The following is a 25,016-nucleotide window of genomic DNA, read 5'->3' on the forward strand; positions in this document are numbered from 1 at the left end:
TTTATGAAACACAATCATGCGATTCCGGCGCCGGCTCACCCACGGAAATGGCGTGAAGCGCTGCCGTGGCAACAGCCAAAGGCAATTCAGGAAGATCCTGAGGCCTTGCAGCGTGTGCAGGCCGTCTTGAATAGCCCTAGCTACCGTCGCGCTGATACCGACATTGAGTTTCTTGCGCGAGATGGCCTGCGTGGCGTGCGCCTTCAGATCGACTATCTCAAGCCCGAGCTGCTGCTTGAAGAGCACGAAATTCATCAAACCCTCGTGGTGTTCGGAAGCACGCGCATCTGCGAGCCGGCTGCAGCGCTCCGCAAGGTAGATATGTTGCGCGCAGCTCTCGCTGCCGACGCAAGCAACAAGGACCTGGACCGTCAGCTCGGCATCGCCGAGCGAATCCATGCCAAGAGCCACTATTACGAGGTGGCTCGCGAATTCGGCCGCCTCGTGAGCAGTGCAAATCATGGCGCGCGCAAACGCCATACGGCCATCATGACGGGCGGAGGACCAGGAATGATGGAGGCCGCCAATCGTGGAGCATTCGACGTCGCCGCCAAATCGGTCGGTCTGAACATCAGCCTCCCTCACGAGCAATACCCGAACCCATACGTCTCCCCCGAGCTCTGCTTCAGCTTCCATTATTTTGCGTTGCGCAAGCTGCATTTTCTTCTGCGCGCCAAGGCGTTGGTCGCCTTCCCGGGGGGCTACGGTACCTTGGACGAGTTGTTCGAGGTGCTAACTCTCATTCAAACGCGGAAAATCAAGCCAATTCCTGTCGTGCTGGTGGGTGAAGCCTATTGGCGTCGCGCCGTCGACATCGATTTCCTCGTCGAGGAAGGTGTCATCGATTCTGAGGATCGGGAGTTGTTCTGGTTTGCGGAGACGGCGCAGGAGATCTGGGACGGAATCTTGCGGTGGCACGATGCGAGCGGCGAGCCGTTGCACGCGGCACTCTGACAGACGGTGGTTCGACAGCAATGCAACGCCGGCACAGGTTTGAAGGTTTGTCTTACAAGGGAGGGTGACTTGAAATTGTCATTTCATGGAGCGGACCGCGATGTTACCGGCTCCTGTCATTTGGTTGAATGCGCGGGAAAGCGAATTTTGATCGATTGCGGGCTATATCAGGGTAGCCGAGAGTTGGACGAGGAGAACGCCGGGCCTTTCGGCTTTGAAGCCGCCAGTATCGACTACGTACTACTAACCCACGCGCATCTGGATCATTGCGGGCGCCTGCCTCTATTGGCGAAGAGAGGGTTTCGGGGAGAGATCATCACAACGTCAGCCTCCCGTGAATTGGCGCGGCTCGTCCTTCTCGATGCGGCCCACCTCATGGAGGAGGAGGTACGACGCCGTGCCGGCAGGACCGGTCACGGCGGAACAAGCCGTGACACAAAAGAGGCGCTCTATTCGACCCTCGATGCGCTGAACTGTCTCGACTATTTCGGCCGGACCGCTGCCTATTCTGAGGTTCTTGAGGTCGCTGCGGGCGTGCACGCGGCGTTCGTCGACGCCGGGCATATTCTGGGTTCGGCAAGCATTTTCCTGCAGCTGGAGGAGCAGACCCATTCGACCAGTGTACTTTTTTCGGGCGACCTGGGCAATGCTGGTCGGTTGCTGCTGCGCAGCCCCGCGACGCCGCCACGCGCTGAGAATGTCGTCATGGAAACCACGTACGGCGATCGCCTGCACAAGCCCTTGGGCCCCTCGATCGATGAGTTTTTCTCGGCAATTGCCGAAACCTTCAAGCGCGGGGGAAATGTGATCATCCCCACTTTCGCTCTGGAGCGTGCGCAAGAGCTGATCTATTTCCTGGGGCAGGGGATGGCTCAGGGTCGGCTCGCGAAATCGACGCAAGTTTATCTGGATTCACCGATGGCGATCTCAGCGACCGAGATCTTCCGACGCCATCCGGAATGCTTTGAGCCGGCGACGGCGAAGCTGTTTGAAGGCGGACAAGACCCGCTTGATTTGCCAGGATTGCACTTCACGCGGGAGTCCGCCGAATCCATTGCGATAAACAACGTTCACGGCGGGGCCATCATCATGGCCGGCGCCGGTATGTGCACCGGCGGCCGCGTGCGCCACCACCTGCAGCACAATCTGGGTCGCGAGGATTCTAGCATCGTATTCGTCGGTTACGCGGCCGCTGGAACTCTCGCTCGCCGCATTATCGACGGCGCCAAACAAGTGACCATCTTTGGCGAAGATATCCCCGTTAAGGCTCGCGTCTACACCATCAACGGCTTTTCAGCGCATGCCGACGAGGCCGAGTTGCTGGCCTGGCAACAGCAGACCGGCGCAAAACGAACGTTCCTTGTTCACGGCGAAGAAAACACCATGAATCAGTTCGCGGCGCATCTTGGCGATACCCATGTCGAAATGCCGCTGCCGAATCAATCGTTTGAGTTGTGAGGTCGGGCGCTGGCCTGTTTTAACCCTCAGTGGCCTAATCTGAATTTCGTGGTGGCCTGTTTTGGGCGACCCGAACGCTTCCGCCAGGTCCCGAGCGAGAAGCCTTTGTTATAAAGGCGCGGCAAGTCGATATCGCGAACAATCTGGACGATTGGGCGCGATCTCTCGGCTTGCAGCGGACCAACTTGATCCATCTCAAAGAATCGAACCGTGCTCCGGATATTGTTGGTGTGAGGACGCCCGCCATGCGACTTTTTAATTCGGCCAGGGACTACGGTGCGATCGCGCGGGCATTGCACTGGCTGACCGTCTTTCTCGTCGTCCTTGCTTGGGTGCTAGGAGTATTTGGCGATGTCTTGCCCAAGGGCGAACCTCGCCAGACCGGCCTTTTCGTTCACATTTCCGCCGGCATCGCGATTTTGGCTCTACTGGTCGCGCGCCTGAGTTGGCGGCGGGTTGATCCAGCACCTCCAACGGAGGCGACTGAATTCGGCGCGTGGATGGGAAGATGGCTGGACCCTGCCGCCGGAATTGCGCACTACAGCCTTTATGCATTGCTTGTCGCGGTGCCGGTCGCAGGCATCGTGCTTCAGTTCGCGCGTGGCGACGAGCTGCCGCTGTTTGGTCTTGCTGTAATATCGTCACCATGGCTCAAGGACCCTGTCTTTGCGCACAGTGTGAAAGAGGTGCATGAAATTCTTGCCCATGCATTGGTCATTCTGGCGGCGTTCCACGCCGGCGCCGCTCTCATCCATCACTGGGTATTTCGGGACCGCACCCTCGTTCGGATGCTGCCTCATTCCAAAAGGTAGCGCTGCCGGGAGTCCAATGGCGACTTTATGGACGTGTTCGGGGATGGGAGCGGGGGCCTCGCCGGACGAGATGGTCGGCTCGCCTCGACTACAATGCAGACGATAGGCCGCTAGATGTCCGCGGTGCCAATTCTTGTTTCACTCGTGCTTTTGACGCTCGCAAACGGAGCACCGGTCGTGGCCAAGAAGGTCTTCAGGGCCCACTTTGCGTGTCCGCTGGATGCAGGTCTCTTGCTTTTCGATGGCCGACCGCTGTTCGGGTCTTCGAAGACCATTCGCGGTATCATCGTGTCGATCGTGGCGACGGCAATCGGTGCGGTCTTCCTTGGCCTCGATCCCGAGCGCGGCGCTTTGGTGGCGGTTGTCGCGATGGTGGGCGATCTCTTATCGAGCTTCTTGAAACGGCGTCTCAATTTTCCGCCGAGCAGCCAGGCAATCGGCTTGGATCAGGTGCCGGAATCGCTGTTCCCGCTGCTGGCTTGCCGGGACATGCTTTCTCTGAGTTACGTCGACATAGTCGTGGCTGTCTGGCTCTTCTTCGTCGGCGAGCTCGCGACGTCGCGGATACTGTATATGTTGCGCCTTAGAGATCAGCCGTATTGAATTAATCCGTAAGCTGGCACAGACGATGCAACGTGATTTCCGGCGGACAGTTATATCTTACGGCAACGACGCTCGATCCCGCGCCAACGGACGTATAGCCAATCATATCATTGTAGCGCCAGGCGCCGGCGCCCATCCGGCGAGGCAGCACGGAGTCGAGGGTGATGGGGATCGATCCGGGAAGGCAGATCTGCCCCCCGTGCGTATGGCCGCTCAACAGTAAATCAAACCCGGCATGGGCCGCCTGCCGATAGATTTCCGGTGTGTGTGACAGCAGGATCGAGAATGCGCCGTCGGGGACCTGCGACCGGGCCTTCTCGATGTTATCCACCCTGAAGTAGTGTGCGTCGTCAATGCCCGCGACAAATATCTCCTGGTCGCCGCGCTTGATCCTCTCGCACTCGTTCTGAAGCATGCGTATGCCCATCGCCTCAAGGCCGGGCAGCATCTTGATGGTGTCGTGGTTGCCGAGCACGCCGTAAAGGGGGCGTTTCAGGTGGGCCACTATCCGTGCCATGCCTTTCAGCGCTGCGCCGTAGTCTCCGAAAGTCTTGGCGCGATAGTCGCCGGTCAGAACGCACAAGTCGTAGTTCATGCCGGAAACCAGTTCGATGAGCCGTTGCATGGCTCGCTCGCTCATGTCGACGTGGGTGTCGCTGATATGAAGGATAGTGAAGCCGTCAAACAGCGACGGCAAATTCGCGCATTCCACGCTGTTGTGCTTGACGACGATGCGCTCGGCATTTCGACGTCCGCGCCAATAGAGGCCGGAAAGCCTGAGAACACTTCGTATCAACGAATGGACGGAGTACCAGTTTTCGATATGGAAGAAGTTGAGGCCCTGACCAAAGAGTTGCGCCTCGTGATCGGTCTCGATGCCGAGTCGCTGCCGGGCATGGATCCGCCCCAGACGCTGCTCCAGCTTGAAAAGCAGCTCGTCGTCCACTTGGTCCGCCTTTCGGTCTGCTACACTCAAGGGCGTGCACATGCCGGCTGGTCATCCGCTTTGCATCGATCAATCTGGTCCAGAACCAACAGAGGTGAGGCGAGGCTATTGGCGGGAGCCGCCCGTTATGCAAGGCGCGCGTAGTTGTCGGCAAACCAGCTGTAGGCTCTCTGGACTACGACGAAAGTTGCCGCCGGCTGAACGACCTCGCCGATCAGCATTGTAGCGGCAACATGTCTTGGCGTGCAAAGCAACAATCCGCTTCGGTAAGCTTGTTCTCCTCTACGACGTGCGTCAGCCGTCGGCCAATCTATGAATGGTTTGACGTGGCTGACTACAAGCCGTCGATCACGCTTCGGAGCAGGGTTTGGACGCGCTGAGCTGATGCCTTGAGGCCGGGATTTTCAGTTGCCTGCATCGATGCGACGGGATCAATCGCAGCGATCTCGGTGCGATTCTGAGCGATCTCCTGAACGACGACGTTGCACGGCAGCATGGTGCCGACCTTGTCCTCAAGTTGAAGAGCTTCGTAGGCGAGCCGCGGGTTACATGCCCCGAGGATACGATAGTTTCGGAAGTCGACATCGAGCTTTTCCTTGAACGTTCGCGTGACATCGATTTCCGTGATGATGCCGAAGCCGCCTTGCTTCAGGGCTTCGGTGGCGCGTCGCACGGCTTCGTCGAACCCGACCGGCAAGGTCTTGCTGAAGTAATAACCCATTTTAGGATCCCTCCTGGCCATCGGCATAGGCCCAACTGCAACTGCACGAAAATCCGAAGCGTCGTCTTCAGGGCCGGGCTGGGGCTCTACCAAAGGTGGCGCCAAAATCGGCCCCGGTCCGAAGGCGAATCCAGTCGGCTCTTCTGTTCGTCGCTGAGAGTGGCGTAGAAGGCCTCGAAAGCGGGACGCATGGTCTTGACGGACTGCACCATCGCTTCCATGCGCTTCTCCATGAACTCCATTCGACCGACCGCGGTCGTCGGCACGTCGGTCGGACACGCGAGGCGGAGGGCCTCGGAGGCCTTATCGGATGCCGCCTTCAATTCATCGAACTTCGCACGTTGCGCATCGGTCGGCTTGATCACCTGTTCTAGCCGATCAATGCGCCACCCGGAAAAGCCGGCGGCGGCGGGGCTGCACATGCCCCCAAATCCGCCGCGCCCCATGAACCCTGGCCCCATCATCATGCCTGAGCCCATCATGTCCCGTCCCCAGCCATGCGCTCCAGGTCCGTAAGGCTGGGCGTTGGCGCCTGGGGAAGACACTGCGATGGCGATTGATATGGAAGCGACTGTGACGAGTTGATTGAATTTGAGCACGGCATGGTCCTCCATTGCTATCAATCTCTCGGTCGAGGCCCGAAGCCCTACGTTATGAGGCGATCCTGGCTATGCCGTTGAGGTGGATCAAAAGTGATGCAGGGGGACCAGGCGATGTCTGGGACTGATCAATTCGCCCTCGAATGGAGCACCTAGCTGATCGGTACCCTTTCATGACTCACAATTTCGGCCATGCCCCCTTCGCTCCGATAACGAACATCTTTGTGCGACCGCAGCAAATGACACGAACGGCCAAGAGGGCGGTGCCATGGATGCGAAGCGAGAAATGGGCAGCGGCTTTTCCGCCATCACCCGTGTTTGTCGGGTGCATGTTTTAGCTGCACTGACCACGCCGCCGGCTCGTCGTCTTTGTCTGCTTCGGCCGCCGCCGCCGTCGCGTGCACCTTGCCAGGCTTGTGATGGGCGGGCGCATAGATCGCATAGACCTGCATTGGAGTCGTGCCTATGTTGGTAATGTTGTGCCAAGCTCCCGCCGGAACAAGCACACACCAACCGTCCGAAACTTCCTTTTCAAAAGTCAATTTGTCTTTCGCGGCTCCCATCTGCACCCGGCCACGGCCAGCATCAAGGCGCAAAAACTGATCCGTTTCTGGATGTGCTTCAAGGCCAATATCCCCGCCGACGGGGATCGACATTAGCGTCACTTGCAGATAACGCCCGCTCCAGGCGACGGAGCGATAATTTGTGTTTTCCTTCGTCGCGTGTTCAATATTGAACGATTGTGGTTTCGGGCCAATGTCCTTGATGGTCATTTTAGCCTCCATTCTGGCCCCAGCACGGCGATGTGCGGACTGAGTGTGTTGATAGCAGGACTTTGCGGCGAGCCCATTGCGACAGATCAAGGGGCCAAAGGGCGAATGTCCGATTCGGCTCAGACTGCGCCGTTCATGGACCAGATCGCCGCTTCCGATCTTCCGCTGAGAGGTAACGTTTGAAGACGACGCACGTGGTAGAGCATGCAAGTCAAAGGGTCGCCATACCAATTAGCTACCCGTTTCTGTCCGACTAGCTAGGCTGGTGGCAGCCCGCCAAGCTTTGGCCGCCAAAGCAGGAGCATGGCAATAAGGGTCAGAACCCAGACTGTTGGGCTGATACCCTTCGTCACCAGAAGCGAATAATCGCCGCCCTGCATCACTATCGGTAGCAAGTCATGTCCTACGGTTGCGATCATTACAAATACGGTCGTCAATACCGCCACCGCCACGATGGAACCGAAGATAGCCCATATGATTTGGGAGCGCGTCCATGACGGCTTGCCTTGATCAACAATGCTTCGCTCCCACATCGCATAGCCAAGCACGAACAGTGAAAATCCACCGTGCCAAAACACATAAAGCCAGGCAGTCGTCTGTGCGTTGCCACCCAGCAACCCAGTCGGCGCGAAGGCGCCGGGAAAGCTCAGGGCGTGTGGAACGATGATGAAAGCGTCAAACAGATATCCAGCGGCAAGAAACAGGATGCCGCTAGTCTGCACGCGGACGAACTGGTCGAAAAGAAGAACTGCTGTAATCAGGTCGATGAAGAAGAGCGCAGCTTCGTAGCTTGGGATGAAGGCTGGCATTTTTGCCAACGGGACCCGCGCCAAAGGCACGACCGCCAGGAACGCGACAAAGGCTACGACGGCAATCACCAGGGCAAGCCGCTTCTCGCGAGCCGTCGCCAAAGTGGTCGATAGTAACAACCGACGGGCGCCTGTGCCGCCTAGGGCACCCACATTTCGATCAACCGTCTGATCCATTAGCAGCCTCCAAGCCGTGATGTGCTAAGGGCGCTGGCGAGAGCCATTGTGTCCGTTTGACGATTTAACGCAAGTGCCATTAGGGGAAGTGTTGCGGTTGGACCGAGCCGCTAGGTGCGCGTTGGCGCAATGCAATTCTTTTGCAGGTCAGGTCCGAAAGGTGCCCTGGTTTCCAAGGTCTGCAAAGCAGCGCCCAATTACATCGATAGGCGGCCTACAATCGGTCCATTTTCGATTTGGCGCCGTGCGTGCTGGCACCGGTACGCGCGCCCCTTTGCCATGAGCCTCGGGCTCTGCTTGCTTGACGGGCAACCTGTCACTCTTAAGCGTGCGGTCGACGACCTGACGAGGAGTGCTGGTATCCGACTGAAAAACTGCCGCTGGACCCGCCGATGGAATGACTTGGGGCACTGCTAGTGAACTGGTAATGCCAACGAGATAGGTAAGTGAATGCAACGTAAATGTCTTGATAAACATGAGCGCTACCTCACCTCAAAGAGAGCCTCCGCACTTGCGTTTGTTCCACCTGTACAGGCGTGGTTCGCGAGAAGACTGATCTAAATCAAATCCGGGGCAGTGCGCCCGCGAAAACGACTTCGGGCCAAGTCGTGAGGGGCCAACGTTGTAGAGATAATCGAACATCGGTCGGACGAAAAAAGTACTGGACATCGAGACCACACGGTTTCGCCGTAAGCAGGCACTGCCAACAGGCTTGGCAAACGGGCGCTCATACAACCTTGCCAACAACCGCGCCAATTCCCGCCGTGAGGCCCATCGCACAGGCCCCCCAGAATGTCACTCGTATGGTTGGCCTCAATAGGCCGGCGCCTCCTGCCTTGGCACCGATCGCGCCGAGCAGCGACAGGAAGAGCAACGAACCTGCAGAGACGGTCGGGATCAAAACATTGGATGGCGAGACCAGGACAAGCGCAAGCGGCGCTGCTGCTCCTACGGAGAAGGTTGCGGCCGATGCTAACGCCGCCTGTACGGGACGGGCGGTGCTGATTTCCGAAATGCCAAGTTCATCCCGTGCGTGCGCACCCAGGGCGTCCTTTGCCATCAATTGCTTGGAAACCTCGCGGGCGAGGCTCGCCTCGACGCCTCGCGCGACATAAATCTGAGCAAGCTCTTCCCTCTCAGCCACCGGATCACCCGTCAGTTCGTGCTTCTCACGCGCGAGGTCGGCATGCTCCGTATCCGACTGCGAACTGACGGAAACATATTCGCCGGCCGCCATGGACATTGCGCCGGCAACCAGCCCGGCGATCCCGGTCAAGAGAACGTCGCTTCGGGAGACGGCAGCTGACGCCACTCCCAGGATAAGACTGGCGGTTGAAATGATCCCATCATTGGCACCGAGCACGGCCGCTCTCAACCAGCCGATGCGCGTAACGAGGTGGGTCTCTTTGTGGAGGCGGCTCATTTGTCCAATTCCCTCTCTCCTTAGCCGTCCAGCGGAGGGCCTGATGAGGGCCTCCTGACGGTAGGCAGCCGATGCGATACTTATTTCACCTCGTGACGCTCGACCACGGTCACCGCTCAGGCGCGTCACGATCACTGCTTAGTCTCCGGAACTGGCGCTTCCCGTAATGATCTAAGTCAACAGGGTATTGCATAAGGGCGGCTTCTGAGTGAGCCAGGTGCTCAGGGATCACCGGTCGAGTTCAGTCTAAGCCTCGATGAGGCCGCGCTCATAACAGGCCCTGTCGTAAGGAAACACGACGGTCGGATCCGGCCTGTCGAGGCGACGGTGCTTGCCTGGATAGTTCAGCCGCCACAGCATATCGCGAATGATATTAAGTCGCGCATGTTCCTTGTCGCCGGCCCGGACCACGGTCCAGGGCGAGGTGACGGTGTGCGTCCGCTCCAGCATCTTGTCTCGTGCTTCGGAATAGGCCTTCCAATACTTCTGCGCCTTGGCATCGATGGGGCTCAACTTCCATTGCTTCAGGGGATCCCTTTGGCGGTCAGCGAGCCGTCGCTTCTGTTCCTGTTTCGAAATATCCAGGTAGTACTTGAGCAAGGTGATACCCGACCGCTCAATCATTGCCTCGAAAGCCGGCACGGTCTCCAGGAATTCCTCGGTTTCCTCCTTGGTGCAAAAGCTCATGACACGCTCAACTCCCGCCCGGTTGTACCAACTGCGATTGAACAGCACGATCTCTCCTGCCGCGGGCAAATGCGAAACGTGACGCTGGAAGTACCATGAACACCGTTCCCGATTGCTTGGCGGCCCCAGCGCCACGACGCGGGTATCGCGCGGGCTTAAATGTTCGACGATCGACTTGATCGCGCTATCCTTGCCGGCGGCGTCGCGACCTTCGACGATGATGAGGATACGCTGATCGCGCTCAATCACGGAGCGCTGCAGCTTCACGAGCTCGATCTGCAGCCGGATCAGCAGCGTGTGATACCGATGGCGGCTCAAATGTTTTGGAAGCGGTGGCCGTTTCTTCATGGTGCTGCCTCCTGATCGCCTCAACCATCCCAAGGTCGGCGCGCCGACGCAACATCCACAGGTTTGCAGCCCTCTGACCGGCAGTCGCGTCACACCTGTCGGATCACGCGGCATAGCGAAACCGATGTTGTGCTCGGACTTTGATATCCGTCAACAGGGCCACGTGGGAGACATTCAACGTTCTTGCCCGATGCCTCGACCGCAAATCCATCTGGTTTTCGGTCATCTGGATCGACATTTGCGTGGGCACGTTCAACTGGGCCATACTTCGCGAGGGGGTCACCAACAAGGTCTCGATCCGAAGTTGTGGCCGATTGGAGCTTTCGTTGACGACGCTGAGGGTTCTTCACACAACGACTTATCGATTCAACGAGCCCGTGCGCCTGTTACCGCACCGCCTGATGCTTCGTCCGCGCGAAAGCCGCGAGCTTCGTCTGATTTCGAGCAACGTCACGGTGACGCCCCCTGCGGCGCTGACCTGGGCGCACGATGTGTTTGGCAATGCGATCGCGACGGCCACGTTTCAGATGACAGCCTCCAACCTGGTGATCGCGAGCGTCGCGGAGCTTCAGCTCGACGCAGTTGCATGGCCGGTGTTCGACATCGCCGTTTCGGCAATATCTTACCCATTCCGCTATTCCGATGATGATTGGACCGATCTCGGCGCCCTGGCCGTCCCCCAGTTCTCGGACACGGCGGGGGTCCTGCGAAATTGGGCACAAACGTTCGTTCGAGGAAGTCGGACTGACACGCTGTCACTGCTAAAGGACCTCAGCTTCGGCGTGTCCGAAGCTGTCCGATATCAGAGCCGCGAGGATGAGGGCACCCAAACGCCGGTAGAAACCCTCAATCGTGGCTGGGGGTCGTGTCGGGATTTCGCGGTATTATTCACCGAAGCAGCACGCATGCTCGGGTTCGGAGCCAGAATCGTCTCTGGCTACCTTTACAACCCGGAGCGACAAAGCATTGGATCGAGCGGTGCGGGATCGACCCATGCGTGGGCGGAGGTCTTCGTACCTGGAGCCGGCTGGATCACATTCGACCCGACGAATCGTAGCCTCGGTGGCTTCAATCTGATCCCGGTCGCGGTCGCGCGCGATATCCGGCAGACGATCCCGGTGTCCGGCAGCTTCGTCGGTAGCACCGGCGCCTTCGCCGGGATGTCCGTAGAAGTTCTTGTCACGTCATAGATCGACCTTCGGCGATTCCCGGTCGGCTATAGCCAATTGATTCCCGCCAACGGCAACAGCCGTTGAAGGATGGCCGCCAGGCAGATCAGCGCCACCAACAATTTGAGAAGGCCCGCCAAGCGGGATTCATTGACGAACCTGTCGATGGCCCAGAAGCAAAGTGCCCCGACGACGCAAATGATCAAGATCCCGATGATGAGTGAAAGCATGGAAGCCCCTGTGCTGCCGCGGGCCGCGACGCGCGTGCGCCACTGCGGACGAAAAGAAAGATCGGCTCTCGCTCATGCGCAGGGCGCTGCTTCACGAGGGTCTGCGATGAACAAAGCTAAGTCTGTCCGATTGATGCGCGCTCACGTTGCGCTAGATCAATTCACGTAAGCCTTCCTGGATCATTATTACGCATTCCCTTTCCGAAGACGACGGCTGCACCCAAGGCAGCCGCGCCACTCGAAAACGCATTTGGAGATGCTGTCATGAACAAGTCGCCTAAAACTATGCTTCTTGCGCTCATCGTCGCCGCCACGCCGTGGCTCATCGTGCCTGCCGCTGCGGCGCCATTAACCTCCCCGCTGATGCTGCGCAGCGCGGTGACACCATCGGTAGAGACCGTGCAATATCGTCGCGGCTGGCGCGGCGGCTATCGTGGCGGTGCAGGTATTGGGATTGGTGCAGGCATCGCTGGCGCGCTGATCGGCGGGGCGATTATTGGCGCAACGCAACCGCAACCCTACGGCTATTACGGCTACGGTCCCGGGTATTACGGGCCGGCCTACGTCGCGCCGGCTCCCTATGTTGGTGGCGACGCGGTCGGCTATTGTGCGCAACGTTTCAGGTCCTATGACCCGTATTCCGGCACCTATGTTGGTTACGACGGCCTACGCCATCCATGCCCGTAATGATGGTAACCGAAGTCTCGCGCTTCGATTTGCAGGCGCCTTTCCCGATATTGAGTCGGCCCCACCGTGCGTCGATCGAGTCAGCAACGTCTTTTTGGCTGGCGGAGCAGTTCGACGAGAGAAAGTGAAATGAGCAAGGATGATCAGAGGGCGCTGGGGCGCTTAGCCAAGCATCAGTCGGAGGTGCCCGCACCGGATCGGGGCGCGGGCATCCTGGAGAGGAAGCAGGCCGATCGGTCTATTAAAGATGCCCTCGAGGACGACGAAGTGAAAGAAACACTTGGACTGCATCATCGGGGCTAGCGCCCGTCGGCTGCGTGTTGCATGCAACTTTACACTTTACCATAGCGTGAGCCCATAGGCGGAATCAGTCAAACCGACCAACCTGGAGGATTCTGAGGTGAAGATTCGGGTCGGCTACGAGATGATTTACGACTTTCCTCAGCCTACACCCATGATCATGGTGCTGGGCGTTCATTTCACGCGGGCTTCAGATGTGATTGTGCCCGACTATCTGACGACGGATCCCTCCGTTACGATCGTCCCATACCGTGATGGCTTCGGCAATTGGTGCAGCCGCATCGTTGCCCCACGCGGCCGGATGCGCCTGGCGGCTGACGGTATCATTCGCGACACAGGCTTGCCGGATGTCGTTGTGCCCACGGCACAACAACACGCGATCGAAGACTTGCCGGCAGATACAATCGTCTATCTTCTCGGCAGTCGCTATTGCGAAACAGACCTGCTGTCCGATGTCGCGTGGAAGCTTTTTGAAAAGGAGCCGCCTGGATGGGCGCGCGTTCAGGCGATCTGCGATTTCGTTCACAATCACATTCAATTTGGCTACGAGCACGCGCGCGCGACAAAGACGTCATGGCAAGTATTCAATGAGGGTAAGGGCGTTTGTCGCGACTACGCGCATCTGGCCATCACCTTCTGCCGTTGCATGAACATTCCGGCAAGATACTGCACCGGCTATCTGGGCGATATCGGCATGCCTCCGCCATATGCCGCAGGCGATTTCGCCGGATGGTTCGAAGCCTACATCGGCGGGCGTTGGCACACGTTCGATCCACGCAACAACGTCCCGCGTATCGGACGCATATTGATTGCGCAGGGACGTGACGCTGCTGACGTCCCGATTACCCATACGTTCGGGCCCAATACCTTGGTCAGCTTCAAGGTGTGGACCGATGAGATCAAGTCTTAGCAATCGCGCGCAGCTTGGCTTGCTGGATGCAAGATCTTTGTATCGGCCTTGGTCAGTGTTGTGGCTGCAATAGGCCCCAGCAGGGGTCTAAAGCTTTTTGATCTGCATCAAGCGTTCTTTTCGCGTCTCAAGGAGAATATTATAAGTTGTAGCCGCCCAAGTGGGGGTATCGGATGCGAAGTCGCTTCAAGCAGACGAAAACTCTGGAACAGCGCCTTGGCGAAGAGGCAGAGCGATTGCGTCAGCAAGCAAAATTGCTTGCAGCAGGCGCCGGGCGCGAGAAACTGATACGCAAGGCCCGGCAGGCTGAAATTGGCTTGCAGATCAGCAATTGGCTGCGCTCACCGGGTCTTGAGCCGCCGGAGTAGTTCTCCGCCACTACGAACGGTGGCTGCTGGAATACCAAACTTGTTATCGTTGGTATTGGAGTAAGCTATGAGCAATGCGTTCACGCCTCCAGGACAAGAGCCCGTTCGACCGGAGCCATTTCGACAGCCCGAAGATTGCTCCCGCGCATTTTGCGTTGCGATCGAGGCGGGGCAAAAGGAAGTCGAAAGGCTAAAGCAAACGGAAGCCCAGCTACGAGAAGCCCTCGCGCGTGAACAATTGCTGCTGGATCAGAAAGACGAATTAATTAGGCACAAAGATCTGATGAACCGCGAGTCTGACCATAGACTGATGAACGGCCTTCAGATGGTTGCAAGCTTGCTTTCACTGCAAAGCCGGGAAGTGCCGAACGCCAAGGCAGCAGATCAACTGAAAATCGCAGCAAATCGGGTCGCCACCATAGGGAGCGTGCATAAACGTCTTCACGCTCTTGATCACGTCGGAAGTGTCGAGCTCAAGCATTATCTTGAGAACCTCTGCCACGACCTGAGGGGGATTCTTCCGGGCGAACATCGCGATCTTGCAGTTGAGGGTATTGCGGTGGAAGTGCCGACCACGATCGGAGTACCGCTGGGATACATTGTCAGTGAGCTTGTTATGAACTCCGCCAAACATGCCGACGGCAAAATCACAATAAGATTGGGCATGAGCGCGGAAGGCTACGAACTGTCGGTCTTTGACGACGGCCCCGGCTTTCCAAAGGGATTTGATCCAACGAGGTCGAAAGGTCTCGGGATGAAGATCGTTTCATCTTTGGTCAATCAAATCGGCGGCCAGGCGACCTTCGGCGCAAATCCTTCCGGGCAAGGCGCGCGGTTTACGGTGCGATTCACGCTCAATAAGCGATCAGCTTCCGCTGCAGAGAGTCCTGCCTCGAAAAACGTATTATCCGGCATGGGTGGTCAACAGATGCCTGCATCTTCAAACACGCGGCCGATGTGTCCGGTGTGTAAGCACCGGATGGCATTGGCTCGCGTCTCTCCTGGCAAGCGTGGTTTCGAGGAGCGAACATTTGAATGCTCGACTTGCGAACGCACGGAAGTCGTGTCTTTCGCGGTGGATCCAATGAAAACAGATGCTGTCGGCTGGCTGGCAGGCGAGTTAAAGCCGCCGCAATAATTCGGCGACGGCTTTGCGTGACAGAACGCGGCTATTTCGTCGCCTTTCGTCGGTACGAAGAGCCTCGGACCGGCAGTCGTTGCCGAATGTCTGGACTACCTCTGATACCGGCCGACGAGGACAGCTTACTGGAGGCAAATCCACGCCCGTAGACGCTGCGATGCCGCGCTTCGCCTCTCTTGGCTCCGCACGACGGTGTTGAAAGACCAGAAGCCGATCGCACGGTTTGATTTGAATCGACAGCTGTCGTACTGAAAGCGCCATGGAGGCGTACGAGTGATAGCGCGGGTGTCACATAGCTTTATCCAAGTCATGAGCCTCGCTCGTTCTGCTGGGATAAACATCATGCAGGATGAATGAATCAACGAGGATGGAAGCGTACGAAGCGACGCTCACCGTTTCCCTGGAGAAGATTTGCTTCATCGTTCATCGTGACCGATCTTTGCTTGCAGCCACTATGAGTTGCGGGTGTTGATGTGAAATCAGGAGCTTAGCGGTGCCGCCGTGAGGGCTTAACCGGCGCGGTCCGCCGCAAAGCCTCGGGCGCCCGTCGAAACGCTTGATCAGCCTGTTCGAGTAGTTTTCGCTTGTTCTTGCGATAATGGGGAGGCAGACGTTGTGCCGTCTTCCGCAGGCGGTCGAGGTCTCGGAGGTCGCCTAACGCGCGATGCGCTCGTGTGGCGATCTCACCGAATGCCAAATCTTGCGGAGGCATGCTGACTTGCAGAGACTGCAGTGCCGCTAACATATAGCGGTAGCGTTTGCACCGGATCCGCAGCCGATGTAGTTGTTTGCGCCGGAGAGTTCGAAGACGTTGGCCTTTTTGCCAAATTTCGGTCCTCCAATCACCTAAAATCGCTTGGCTGTAGACATCGATGGGCTCGGACCGGAGCCGCTGATCATGCTTCAGCCAGGGACCCTTCGCCAGCCAATGATTGAGCGTCGCTATCAATTGAGCGTATCGAGCAGAGGTGAGCATTCGCGTTAGGCTACGATGAGCTTGCTCCTGCTCTCGCCCCACTTCGCGCCGAGAACCCTTTGCCCAGCTGCGATAACGCTTTCGCCGCGTATAATTTGCGGTAACATCGCGGTCGCGTGCATTGCCAAGCGCGGAGTTCAACCAGCGCAGCTCCTTGCTGATCCGTGACCATGCCTCATCCTTGACCATGGAAGAGAAGAAACGGACCGCGGCTCGGAGCCGCGTGAGCTCTATCCTCATCGCATGAATGGCCTCAGGATCAGCCGCAGTGGCCGACGTGTGATTGCGCTCAATCAATTGGACGCAGTCCGTGGCGATCTTTTGAAAGGCCGTTTGGCAGTCGCGGGGCGGCGGCGCAGAGGCATGCCCTGGCATCGGGCCACCGGTGTGATCTCCAATCGAAGTTGCGACGCCTCTCATTTCGCAGCAGTCCCAAGGATGGATCTTCAAGGAGTCGAGAAGTCTATTTCAGTTTCGGGTGCATGCGCCTCGCCAACAACAGAAGTGGATTTTCGCTGACCGGCGTTGACTTGAATCAATAGCTGACTGTGTGTTCCGACTAGCTTTGCTTGCCGAGCGAGCCCGACGGAATGAGACGAACAATGACTTCGTTCGACGAGCTTGAAAACCCACATGAAACGGAATCTGCCCATCGCGAAGAGTTGAAGTTCAAAGCGCGAGAGCGCGCGGTCAAGTCGCTCGCGCTTTGAGAAGGCTATCCCGATGGAGATCAATCAGTGCAAGTCGGCGCGCGGGATTCAGGATGCACTAAAAGACGATGAGGTTCGGGAGGCCGTACGAAGGCCTGTCGACTATGTTCACCGGGGCGCCCGGAGTGGGCACACAAGGTGACGCCGATGAAGCTAGGACTATTTGATCGCCCAGTCGGCGTCTTGTCAGCGCGGTCCGCTAATTCGGTCCTAGGAAGGTACAGACAAATGGCAGCGCGTTTCGTGGCTCGGAGCCTCAGCATCGGATTGCTCCTGGGCTTGCCGGTGGAGATCGAGGCCGCCGACCTCAGCAAGGCAGCTAAGCAAGGCAAGATGGTCCTTCAAGAGAAATGCGCCCGTTGCCACGTGATCGAAGCCGTTGGCGAAAGCCCGCTCAAGGAAGCTCCGCCGATGCGCGACGTCTACGCCCGGTTCAATCCACGCGAGCTGCAAGCAGAGCTCTCGGAGGGCATGGTTTCCAAGCACAGGGAAATGCCACAGATCGAATTCTCCGACGAAGACGTACACGCGATCCTTGCCTACCTTTACGCTCTCGCGGTCAAGAAATGAGATCGGGGCATGCTCACAGGGGATCGAGACGGTGTCGCAGGTTAGCGACACGCCGACAGATAGTATCTCATCTCCTTTCGATCGGTCCCGTCGTGTAAGCGAGAGGGCTCAAGAGATGGACAAGCGCCGATCCGTGATGCTGGTCGTTTTGGACGGCTGGGGTTGGCGAGACGAGATCGCTGACAATGCCGTTCGTCAGGCGCGAACTCCCAATTCCAACCTTCTATGGGGCAGCTGCCCGCATGCCCTCCTGCGAACGTCGGGCCAGGATGTCGGGCTGCCGAAAGGGCAAATGGGTAATTCTGAGGTCAGGCATCTCAACATTGGCGCCGGTCGCTCGTGATGCAGGACCTGCCGCGCATCAGCGCGGCGATTGCCGACGGCGAGATCAAGCATACGGCTGCCCTCATCGGCCTGAGACCGGCTGCGGCAGACCGGCGGTACCTGCCACCTCTTGGGCTTGGTCTCACCAGGGGGCGTGCACTCGCATCAGGATCACGCGGCTCGCGATGATACTCACTGAGGCCGGTGTGTCTGCAGTCTTGCATGTGATTACGACCCCGTGACACCCCGCCGCGGTCTGCAATTGGGGATATTTCGCGCCTGAGCGCGGCGCTGCCGCCCTCAGTTCCGAGCGTGACGGTCAGAGGGCGATAGAAACTGGTGGCCCCCCATACCTCCCACGACAAATCCTGTGCCTGTCCTGCTGGCGGGCGCTGGCGACGCATCGCTGGCGCAAGGGCGGCTTGCGGATATCGAGCCCACGATCTTGGAGCTGATGGGCTTGCCAAGGCCGGTAGAGATGAGTGGAACTTCCCTTTTGCGGCCGCGCGCTCTTGGCGCGGCAGGCGCGTAGAACAGTTAGCCCCCTCCGCCTGAGTGACCTCTCCTCCGGGAAATCACTTAAGCAAACGACCGAAATTTCGAAAACCGGCCTCCTCTGCTACTCACCAGATTAACAATAAGAGGAGGCAGTTATGATCGTGATCTCGCTTGCTTTGGCGAGCGTCGGTCTTTTCGGCGCTCATGTTTGGGACCTCTATCAAGACGTAAGACCGATCCAGGTGCGTGTGCCTGATAGGCGCTTTTCGATGGCGAACAGAGACCGACGGCGGTGACATCGGGGGAGGTGCTGGTCGACCTGGATACCGCTCCGATGCGCAGCGGGGATGTGCCGGAGCCCCACAATATCCCGTGTGAGGGAGCAAAACGAATTCTGGTCCCTCGGATGATCAGCGCAGCCGAGCGTAGGCCTCACGATTTGAAACGCTCAATCCTAGAGCGGCGGGCCAACAGACGTATGGCTGAATTACATATTGATCTCAATTACATAAGAGTTCGTGGTTTTATTCGGAGTGGCGCGCCAGTTAACTCCTTCAAATAAGATTGGTTTTGAGATTGACCCGGAGCGGCCCCAGACTAAAATTTCCGTTTAGTCTGGGGTTTAGTCTGGGGATTTCTTTCGGACACCGTGACGGAGAGCGGCGGGCCGTCCCGCCGGAGTGGTCAACTTCCTCGCGAATGCGAGCGCCGATGCTGGCCCCGTCGTTGGGGCGATCATTGCCCATCCCACCGTACGCCGCATAAACTTCATCGGCTCCACTAGGGTTGGCGCGATTATCGCCGCCGCTTCGGCCAAATATCTCAAACCATATATGTTGGAGCTTTGGGCTCGACGCCGTTGATTGTGCTCGACGACGCGGGCGAACAAAACGACAAGACTGGCGCGAGCGCCAAGCAAAGGAGACAGGCGAAGGGTGTGGCCCTGCGAAGTGCACACCGCAGTTTTCCTATTCGCGCGGGAGGGCCACTGGCGTGGAGCGTCGGTCGAGATAGCCACCAGGGAACGCAGTCAGGGGAAGGATTGGCGTATATGGATGCCGTAACGCGAGCCCAACCAGCCGCGCGTCAAGCCGTACGATCAGTTTGCGGGCGATCATGTTAGCTATCGCCTCATCAATCTCGCCCTGCATTACATTCGCCGCGCCCGGCCGATCGCGCAGGCGGGTTTCAGGCGAGCCTTCGTCCGCGGCCAGAAGAATTTCTCGCTCGAGTCCTCTGACGCGGTGTTCGCGCTCGACTGCTATGGCTCGCGTGTCCTCGACTATGATTTCGTCGCCGTTGTCCTGCATCGACAGCATAGAGAAAGTCGGAACGCTCCAGGCTTTCAGCCAGGCATCGATGCCCTTGGCGACGGCATTTAGCCCCGGGCGGTTTTCGTCGCGCGCTGTGAAATGGCCGCCGACATCGTGGTCTTCGCTGTCTTCGAAGTAGTATACCTGTTCCGAGAGATCGCGCTCCGACAGCGGATACACGTAGCGATAGGGGGCGGCCGGGAGCAGCTTCAGTCCATGTTTCTCAGCTGTGTAATGATAGGGGCTGTAGCGCTGGTATCGCAAGCGTACCGCAGGTCCCGGCTGCAGATGATGCAGCAACGGCAACCAAGAGGCCATTTCCGCATACCATGCATCACTCTCGCCGGGAAAGCCCCACAATAAACTCCAACTGACCCGCACGCCGTACTGACGGCACCACTTCAACAGCTGAACATTGTGCGCTGAGGTCGTTCCTTTGCGCATCAGCTTCAAAACACGAGTATCCAGGCTCTCAATACCCGGTTGAATCCAGCGGACGCCGGCGGCAGCCAGCTTCTCCACTTCGTGGCGCTTCAGGTTGGCTTTGACCTCAAAGAAGATCGCGAGCTTCTCGGGTAGCGCGGTGAGGTGAGGCAGCGCCTTTTCAAGGTAGTCAATGGCCATAATATTGTCCACAGCTTCGATGCGCGACGAGCCGTAGCGCGCCGACATCTCAATCATCTCCGCTGCGGCCTGCCCCGCGGGCTTCTGGCGGTAGGTCATCGATCCGCCGTTCAGCCCGCAAAACAGGCAATGACTGCGCTCGCCCCACCAGCAGCCGCGAGAGAACTCCATCGGCAGCCCAGCATGGATGCGGTCGGCGTAGAGCGATGCCTCGACCTCCGCAAAATAGTCCGAGAAATCCGGCAGCGGCAGGTCACGCATGTTCTCGATCACGGCGCGGGGCACTAAGTCGCGCGTCGACGCCGCGGGATAGCCGGCCTCGCGATGCGTCGGGCCGAAAACGCCAAATGGCAGGTCAGCAGGCGGGATGTCTCTGCCGCGATTTAGGATGTCCCAACACAGCGGGCCGATCAGTGCGTCGGCCTCGCCCGACACGACATAGTCGACCCATGGGAAACGCGCGTGAGTGCTGCGCCCCATTACCGACTCGCAGTTCGCTCCACCCATGAGGGTGACAAGATCAAGTGAGCGCTCGCTCAGCCGGCGCAGCAACGCGAGCGAGGGGACATGCTGGGTGAAGGTCGAGCTGCACCCGACCATAGCCGGCCGCTTCGCCAATATCTTGTCAGCCGTCCAGTCGATAAACCCGCCGATGAGCGAGCGCAGCCTAAGGAAATTCGCGCGACGCTCGGCCATACCTTTGCCTGCGTGTATCGGGTTGCGCTCGAAATAGAGGTCGAGGAAGGCGTTTTGTTCGGGTTCGAAGTCGGGAAAAGCAATGCCCGCGAACAGCCAATCAACCAGTGCCTCCTCTGGCGGGCAATTCTCAAGAGGTCCATAGTCGGCGATGCCTATGTATTCTAGAAACCAGATGTTGGCATATGCTATGGTGGATTGCAGTCCAGCCTGGGTCAGCGCTGATTTCAGCAGACCAAGCGCTAGCGACGGCCTTTCGACTGCCGACACAGGCATGTTGACTAGGACGATTGGCACATAGATACTCATAATCATTCCACGTTATTCATGATGTGCGCACAGGTGCGTTCGCCCTGCCATAGTCTCATGCGCCGGACGGCAAAGTGAATTCCTGCGCGACTCCTGACTGGAGCCGTGAACATGAAGTCGCTAATTCGGCTAGTGGGCAGCCCGCTTCGAGCCACGATTTCCGCGTCACGTTCGTTGCCGGGCGACTGGACGGCATGAACAAGCAGAGAGTGCTGGAGCCGAGCGGTGAATAATTGCCTACACGCGGCTCCGCTCTTGGTATTTAGCGGCGCCACCCTCGACTGCGACTCGCTGTTTTTCATCATCGATGAACGGACTGACGTCGTCATTCACATGGGCCTATCAAAGTTTCAGGCGCGTCGTCGTCCGCTAGCAGGGATCACCGCCAGTGCAAGTTGCAGTGGCGCGCCACGAAAAGCCACGACCTCTCCGGAACCAGCGGCACCGTCGTCTGGCAGAACCATTTGATTGACCACTGGGCGGGGCAAGCCATTCTTGACTTAACCGCGTGCGTCCCAGTCGTGCACCGCTGATGCCCGGAAATGAGGGCTTGGCTCGAAGCCGCAAGCGCGGAACCCCGCTGGTCTTCTTTTGTCACGCCGGTTGTGCACGCACGAAGCCACGGACCGTGGATGCGGAGCGGCTTGACATCGCGCTCAGCACTGCTGGATGGTGGGATGCTGCCGTTGCTTGAGGCTAAGTAGTGCCTCAATGCGAATCGGCACAATCTGCACCCGTATGGGAGGACGCGTGTTTGACTCCTTCGCAACTGATCGAGCAAGTCGGCGACCCCAAGGAGGGTTGTTCCGTCAGCTGCGACCCGAATAACCAGCTCCGACGTTTGTACATGACCGGGCTGATCGAAGAAGACCTCGACGACTGCTTCATCTGGCAGACCGGTGACTGGACGACGCTTTCCGGGGCGGGCTGCAGAGCATGATCGAACAGCATATGCTCGAGAGCCCAGCCCATGACCTGCCGATCCGCTTCCGCAGGGACCTGCAATACAAGGCGGGGAACCGGTGCTTTCATCTTCGCTCACGCAACATGGAACACCGCGTGCTCGACGACATCGCCCCGATTTCCGTTGGCCCTTTGATCGCGGACGGCAACTGCACACCAGGCGTGCTGAAGAAGCGTTCGCCCAGGATGCGGTACCCGAGAGGCCAGCGGTCGCTACCCGGCACCGGCGTCACCAGTCGAAACGCCCCTGTCGCATATTTACGAGGAAGCCGGAAACACAGGCGATCGTCGTGTGATTGCGTTCCAGAAAGGCGATTGCAGCGTCCTTTTTAGCGCCCCTGAGCTTCTCCTTCCGCTCGCGCGCGCGCCCGGCCATGGCCTTTGCCGTCAGCGCCTCCTTGCCCTGCAGGATGAGTTCGACTCCTAGCAACTCCTCGGGCGAAAACGCCGTGTGAATCTGATTAAGATGTGCCCTGCTCAGCACGGAGAAACGATTCGTCGTCGTACGATATAGATTGAAGAGCCCGAGCACGTGCCTGGTGAGTGCCGGATCCTTGAGTGGGGCTGCCGTTGTTGTTTGCGGTAACGTGCCCGTAATCTGATAGTAGTCGAACAGAAAGCGATGGTAGTGTGGGTTGTCCATAGGATCCGTGGCCCAGTAGCAGAAGCCCGTGCGGACTGCCGAACCAAACATTTCGCTCGCGACACCAACCACGCCCCGCCAAAGCGCTGCATGCTCTTTGCTATAGTCGTAATACCCTGTGAAGCTCTCGGCCGAGAGGCCACAGAACCAACAACCGACGCTGCAGCCTTCGCTTAGCTCGAAAGCGATTATGGGTGGGTGAGCGACGCCGCCGACACGCCCAATTGGTCATTGCAGCGCCGGATTTGCCGCTCGCGCCAAGCATGAAAGCGAGGATTGATCGTCGACATCTCGCCTTCGTCGCGCAAGAGGTCGCGATGACGCATCATCTCGCGGAGATACTCATCCCACATCACAGCCAGCGGCCACGGCGCAGACTCCGGCTTGAAGCGGAATTGTTGGTAGCCACCGCGCCAGAGCGGCAGAACCTCCATTGGATCCACTTTGATGCCGTACCGCTCTGTTACCGCTCGAGGGGTGGCGATTGCCTCCGCAAGCGCCCTGCGGAACTCCACGTCACCGACTAACCGCTCCATGAAGCGTTTGAGGTGCGATAGCGTGCGCAGTTGCTCCGGGGTACGTCGGTCAAAAATCTGTCGGTAGTGCTCGGCGGCAGCGTGTGTCATTGACGAAGCTTACTTCATGTTTTCATCGCACTTCATCGCCTCCTCGAGCAACCACCCGATGCGGTCAGAGCGAAGGCATGTCAGACCTCGGCCACGACCGCTACAATAACAACCACAACAACTGCAACGGGCTCAACTGCTGTGGCGTGGTCAGAGGCCGCTTCCGCGGCTTGCGCGCCGCTCGTGGCCACCTCTGCAAGGGCCTGAACAGCGCCGGTCGAGATCGTATCACTCGAATTAAAAGTGCCACCGGCGAGCGGTTTAGTCGTCAACTTCTGTCGAGCTCGAATGCAACTTTTAGCTTCATCAGGTGTGAAGCTGTAGCCGAGGCTCTTTCCGATCGCGACAATCGATGCAAGGCCGGTAGCAATTGGTTTTACGCGTTCAAGCAGACCACCGTCGTTCCCCAGATCGTTGACGAATCGCTCTACGTCAGTTCGCGACACAGCCAGTCTCCGTGCCTTTGCTCAAAGTCGCCAAATCATCCATCTCGGGCTCACAAGCGATTGGTGCCGACGCCGTTAACAGGGCAAGAGGCGTGCCGAATTGAAGATTGCTGATTTTTCGTTTTTCTGACCCTGCGTATCGTCCACTTGGTGACACTTTGTTGCCGAACTGACAATCGGCCCGCTACGCGGGACGAGGTTTTCGTTGACAGTATCCAAACGGAGCAGGTTCTTCACGGCTGCGCCACAACGACGGAGGCAATCCGTCGAACAATACAAAATAGTCAAGAGAGCCTGGGGCGCTGTCCAAGCGTTATGGATCAATCCGAAGACCGTCGCAAAATGGAAGAAGCGCGGTTCGGTGGCCGATCTTCCGACCGGCCCGAGAGAGCCAAAATCCACCAGTTTGTCGCTTGAGAAGGAGGCCATCATCGTCGCCTTTTGCAAGCATGCGCTGCTGCCGCTGGATGACTATGACTGCCTCTATGCTCTCCAGGCGACAATCCCGCATCTGACACGCTCATCGCTTTATCGCTGTCTTCAGCGCCATGGCATCTCACGGCTTCCGACGTGGAGGATGGCAAGGGCGTAAGGCGCAAGTTCAAAAGCTATCTCGGATACTTCCACATCGACATCGCCGAGGTTCGCACCGCGATGGGAGGGCTTTATCTCTTCGTCGCAATCGATCGATGCGCCTTCACCGAGTTGCACGAAAAGCCACGAGTGTCACAGCCGACTTCTTGCGGAACTTGATCAAGGCAGTCCCTTACAAGATCCACACCGTTCTGACGGACAACGGCACCCACTCACCGACCCAAGCGGTGGGAGTTGGACTGTGGCCGATATCAAAGCCATGATCGAACGAAAGCAACCATTTTGGGCTCATGCCTTCGAGGTGGCCTGCGCCCGCAATGATATCGATCGTTGCCTGACCAAGCCTAAGCATCCCTGGACCAACGGCCAGGTCGAGCGGATGAACCGCACCATCAAGGAGGCCACAGTCAAGCGCTTCCACTACGACACGCATGACGAGTTGCGCAGCCACCTCGCCGACTTCGTCCGCGCCTACAACTTCGCTCGCCGGCTGAAGACCCTGAAGGGCCTCACGCCCTACGAATACATCTGCAAATGCTGGACTTCCCAGCCAGAACGATTCAAACTTAATCCGCTCCAGCAAATGCCGGGACTAAACACCTAGTACCC

Annotated in this window: 27 protein-coding genes and 2 pseudogenes; 16 read left to right on the plus strand and 13 right to left on the minus strand. The window is 58.3% G+C overall.

The features are described 5' to 3' along the window. The first annotated feature begins 3 nt into the window (after nucleotides 1-3). The 4 genes from ACFLEY_RS04180 to ACFLEY_RS04195 all read left to right on the plus strand — a co-directional run bounded on the left by ACFLEY_RS04180 (nucleotide 4) and on the right by ACFLEY_RS04195 (nucleotide 3,827). Nucleotides 4-954, plus strand: a complete 951-nt coding sequence (locus ACFLEY_RS04180; protein WP_211433462.1) for a TIGR00730 family Rossman fold protein — start codon at nucleotides 4-6, stop codon at nucleotides 952-954. Nucleotides 955-1,023: 69 nt separating this feature from the next. Next, a complete protein-coding gene (locus ACFLEY_RS04185; protein ID WP_060910069.1) occupies nucleotides 1,024-2,412 on the plus strand; it encodes an MBL fold metallo-hydrolase RNA specificity domain-containing protein in 1,389 nt (462 codons plus the stop codon). 245 nt (nucleotides 2,413-2,657) lie between these two features. Beyond that, the gene (locus ACFLEY_RS04190) at nucleotides 2,658-3,224 is read left to right on the plus strand and encodes a cytochrome b (protein ID WP_060910070.1); all 567 of its coding nucleotides are present in this window, start codon (nucleotides 2,658-2,660) and stop codon (nucleotides 3,222-3,224) included. Nucleotides 3,225-3,401: 177 nt separating this feature from the next. Continuing rightward, on the plus strand, nucleotides 3,402-3,827 hold the full coding sequence (locus ACFLEY_RS04195; RefSeq protein ID WP_309142072.1) for a CDP-archaeol synthase: 426 nt from the start codon (nucleotides 3,402-3,404) through the stop codon (nucleotides 3,825-3,827). Between the two features lies 1 nt (nucleotide 3,828). Here ACFLEY_RS04195 and ACFLEY_RS04200 read toward each other — a convergent pair whose 3' ends face one another. The 7 genes from ACFLEY_RS04200 to ppk2 form a co-directional block, all read right to left on the minus strand. Then, nucleotides 3,829-4,773, minus strand: coding sequence for a metallophosphoesterase (locus ACFLEY_RS04200; RefSeq protein WP_060912859.1), 945 nt, complete (start codon nucleotides 4,771-4,773; stop codon nucleotides 3,829-3,831). A 334-nt stretch (nucleotides 4,774-5,107) separates the two neighbouring features. Next, complete coding sequence (locus ACFLEY_RS04205) at nucleotides 5,108-5,494, minus strand: DUF302 domain-containing protein (RefSeq protein WP_211433475.1); 387 nt, start codon at nucleotides 5,492-5,494, stop codon at nucleotides 5,108-5,110. Nucleotides 5,495-5,580: 86 nt separating this feature from the next. Then, nucleotides 5,581-5,973, minus strand: coding sequence for a Spy/CpxP family protein refolding chaperone (locus tag ACFLEY_RS04210; RefSeq protein ID WP_396604529.1), 393 nt, complete (start codon nucleotides 5,971-5,973; stop codon nucleotides 5,581-5,583). 428 nt (nucleotides 5,974-6,401) lie between these two features. Further along, nucleotides 6,402-6,866 (minus strand): cupin domain-containing protein, encoded by a 465-nt coding sequence (locus ACFLEY_RS04215; protein ID WP_060912860.1) that lies wholly within the window; start codon nucleotides 6,864-6,866, stop codon nucleotides 6,402-6,404. A gap of 257 nt (nucleotides 6,867-7,123) precedes the next feature. Then, the gene (locus ACFLEY_RS04220) at nucleotides 7,124-7,852 is read right to left on the minus strand and encodes an MASE4 domain-containing protein (protein ID WP_396604530.1); all 729 of its coding nucleotides are present in this window, start codon (nucleotides 7,850-7,852) and stop codon (nucleotides 7,124-7,126) included. A 727-nt stretch (nucleotides 7,853-8,579) separates the two neighbouring features. Then, nucleotides 8,580-9,275 (minus strand): VIT family protein, encoded by a 696-nt coding sequence (locus ACFLEY_RS04225; protein WP_060910076.1) that lies wholly within the window; start codon nucleotides 9,273-9,275, stop codon nucleotides 8,580-8,582. Nucleotides 9,276-9,521: 246 nt separating this feature from the next. Then, nucleotides 9,522-10,310 carry a polyphosphate kinase 2 gene (ppk2, locus tag ACFLEY_RS04230; protein WP_060910077.1) on the minus strand — a complete coding sequence of 263 codons (789 nt, stop codon included), beginning with the start codon at nucleotides 10,308-10,310 and terminating at the stop codon, nucleotides 9,522-9,524. A 326-nt stretch (nucleotides 10,311-10,636) separates the two neighbouring features. Between ppk2 and ACFLEY_RS04235 the strand changes: the two genes are divergently transcribed. Next, entirely contained in the window at nucleotides 10,637-11,500 is an 864-nt protein-coding gene (locus tag ACFLEY_RS04235; protein ID WP_060912861.1) for a transglutaminase family protein, read from the plus strand. Between the two features lie 26 nt (nucleotides 11,501-11,526). On the opposite strand, the gene ACFLEY_RS04240 is transcribed toward ACFLEY_RS04235, so the two are convergent. After that, nucleotides 11,527-11,709: a hypothetical protein gene (locus ACFLEY_RS04240; protein WP_060910078.1), complete on the minus strand. Its 183-nt coding sequence runs from the start codon at nucleotides 11,707-11,709 to the stop codon at nucleotides 11,527-11,529. Nucleotides 11,710-11,973: 264 nt separating this feature from the next. Between ACFLEY_RS04240 and ACFLEY_RS04245 the strand changes: the two genes are divergently transcribed. From ACFLEY_RS04245 to ACFLEY_RS04265, 5 genes are all read left to right on the plus strand, one after another. Continuing rightward, nucleotides 11,974-12,396, plus strand: a complete 423-nt coding sequence (locus ACFLEY_RS04245) for a BA14K family protein (protein ID WP_060910079.1) — start codon at nucleotides 11,974-11,976, stop codon at nucleotides 12,394-12,396. Between the two features lie 129 nt (nucleotides 12,397-12,525). Then, on the plus strand, nucleotides 12,526-12,699 hold the full coding sequence (locus ACFLEY_RS04250) for a hypothetical protein (protein ID WP_171901193.1): 174 nt from the start codon (nucleotides 12,526-12,528) through the stop codon (nucleotides 12,697-12,699). Between the two features lie 97 nt (nucleotides 12,700-12,796). Continuing rightward, nucleotides 12,797-13,606 carry a transglutaminase family protein gene (locus tag ACFLEY_RS04255; RefSeq protein ID WP_060910080.1) on the plus strand — a complete coding sequence of 270 codons (810 nt, stop codon included), beginning with the start codon at nucleotides 12,797-12,799 and terminating at the stop codon, nucleotides 13,604-13,606. Nucleotides 13,607-13,779: 173 nt separating this feature from the next. Then, nucleotides 13,780-13,974 (plus strand): hypothetical protein, encoded by a 195-nt coding sequence (locus ACFLEY_RS04260; RefSeq protein WP_211433458.1) that lies wholly within the window; start codon nucleotides 13,780-13,782, stop codon nucleotides 13,972-13,974. A 67-nt stretch (nucleotides 13,975-14,041) separates the two neighbouring features. Next, nucleotides 14,042-15,112 (plus strand): sensor histidine kinase, encoded by a 1,071-nt coding sequence (locus ACFLEY_RS04265; RefSeq protein ID WP_082755850.1) that lies wholly within the window; start codon nucleotides 14,042-14,044, stop codon nucleotides 15,110-15,112. A 490-nt stretch (nucleotides 15,113-15,602) separates the two neighbouring features. Here the strand turns inward: ACFLEY_RS04265 and ACFLEY_RS04270 are convergent, their stop codons facing one another. Continuing rightward, nucleotides 15,603-16,511, minus strand: coding sequence for a CHAD domain-containing protein (locus ACFLEY_RS04270; protein ID WP_396604531.1), 909 nt, complete (start codon nucleotides 16,509-16,511; stop codon nucleotides 15,603-15,605). A 182-nt stretch (nucleotides 16,512-16,693) separates the two neighbouring features. Between ACFLEY_RS04270 and ACFLEY_RS04275 the strand changes: the two genes are divergently transcribed. The 5 genes and pseudogenes from ACFLEY_RS04275 to ACFLEY_RS04295 all read left to right on the plus strand — a co-directional run. Next, a complete protein-coding gene (locus ACFLEY_RS04275) occupies nucleotides 16,694-16,801 on the plus strand; it encodes an ATPase inhibitor subunit zeta (protein ID WP_129557468.1) in 108 nt (35 codons plus the stop codon). 228 nt (nucleotides 16,802-17,029) lie between these two features. Further along, complete coding sequence (locus ACFLEY_RS04280; RefSeq protein WP_060910083.1) at nucleotides 17,030-17,371, plus strand: cytochrome c; 342 nt, start codon at nucleotides 17,030-17,032, stop codon at nucleotides 17,369-17,371. Nucleotides 17,372-17,507: 136 nt separating this feature from the next. Next, the gene (locus tag ACFLEY_RS04285; RefSeq protein ID WP_249162816.1) at nucleotides 17,508-17,714 is read left to right on the plus strand and encodes a hypothetical protein; all 207 of its coding nucleotides are present in this window, start codon (nucleotides 17,508-17,510) and stop codon (nucleotides 17,712-17,714) included. Nucleotides 17,715-17,825: 111 nt separating this feature from the next. Further along, nucleotides 17,826-17,894 carry a hypothetical protein gene (locus ACFLEY_RS04290; protein WP_373565265.1) on the plus strand — a complete coding sequence of 23 codons (69 nt, stop codon included), beginning with the start codon at nucleotides 17,826-17,828 and terminating at the stop codon, nucleotides 17,892-17,894. Between the two features lie 955 nt (nucleotides 17,895-18,849). Further along, nucleotides 18,850-19,073 (plus strand): annotated as a pseudogene (locus ACFLEY_RS04295) (aldehyde dehydrogenase family protein); the annotation flags it as partial. Nucleotides 19,074-19,161: 88 nt separating this feature from the next. Here ACFLEY_RS04295 and ACFLEY_RS04300 read toward each other — a convergent pair. From ACFLEY_RS04300 to ACFLEY_RS04315, 4 genes are all read right to left on the minus strand, one after another. Next, nucleotides 19,162-21,141 (minus strand): RiPP maturation radical SAM C-methyltransferase, encoded by a 1,980-nt coding sequence (locus tag ACFLEY_RS04300; RefSeq protein ID WP_060910084.1) that lies wholly within the window; start codon nucleotides 21,139-21,141, stop codon nucleotides 19,162-19,164. Between the two features lie 1,186 nt (nucleotides 21,142-22,327). Beyond that, nucleotides 22,328-22,792, minus strand: coding sequence for a hypothetical protein (locus ACFLEY_RS04305; RefSeq protein ID WP_249163510.1), 465 nt, complete (start codon nucleotides 22,790-22,792; stop codon nucleotides 22,328-22,330). A 137-nt stretch (nucleotides 22,793-22,929) separates the two neighbouring features. Next, on the minus strand, nucleotides 22,930-23,367 hold the full coding sequence (locus ACFLEY_RS04310) for a hypothetical protein (RefSeq protein ID WP_249163509.1): 438 nt from the start codon (nucleotides 23,365-23,367) through the stop codon (nucleotides 22,930-22,932). Nucleotides 23,368-23,447: 80 nt separating this feature from the next. After that, nucleotides 23,448-23,813 carry a Nif11-like leader peptide family natural product precursor gene (locus ACFLEY_RS04315; RefSeq protein WP_011084781.1) on the minus strand — a complete coding sequence of 122 codons (366 nt, stop codon included), beginning with the start codon at nucleotides 23,811-23,813 and terminating at the stop codon, nucleotides 23,448-23,450. Nucleotides 23,814-24,026: 213 nt separating this feature from the next. Between ACFLEY_RS04315 and ACFLEY_RS04320 the strand changes: the two are divergent. Beyond that, nucleotides 24,027-25,011: pseudogene (locus tag ACFLEY_RS04320) on the plus strand (integrase core domain-containing protein). The last annotated feature ends 5 nt before the right edge of the window (nucleotides 25,012-25,016 follow it).

Origin of the sequence: Bradyrhizobium sp. YCK136 (assembly GCF_044570075.1) — a bacterium.
In the GTDB taxonomy this organism is placed as follows: Bacteria; Pseudomonadota; Alphaproteobacteria; order Rhizobiales; family Xanthobacteraceae; genus Bradyrhizobium; species Bradyrhizobium diazoefficiens.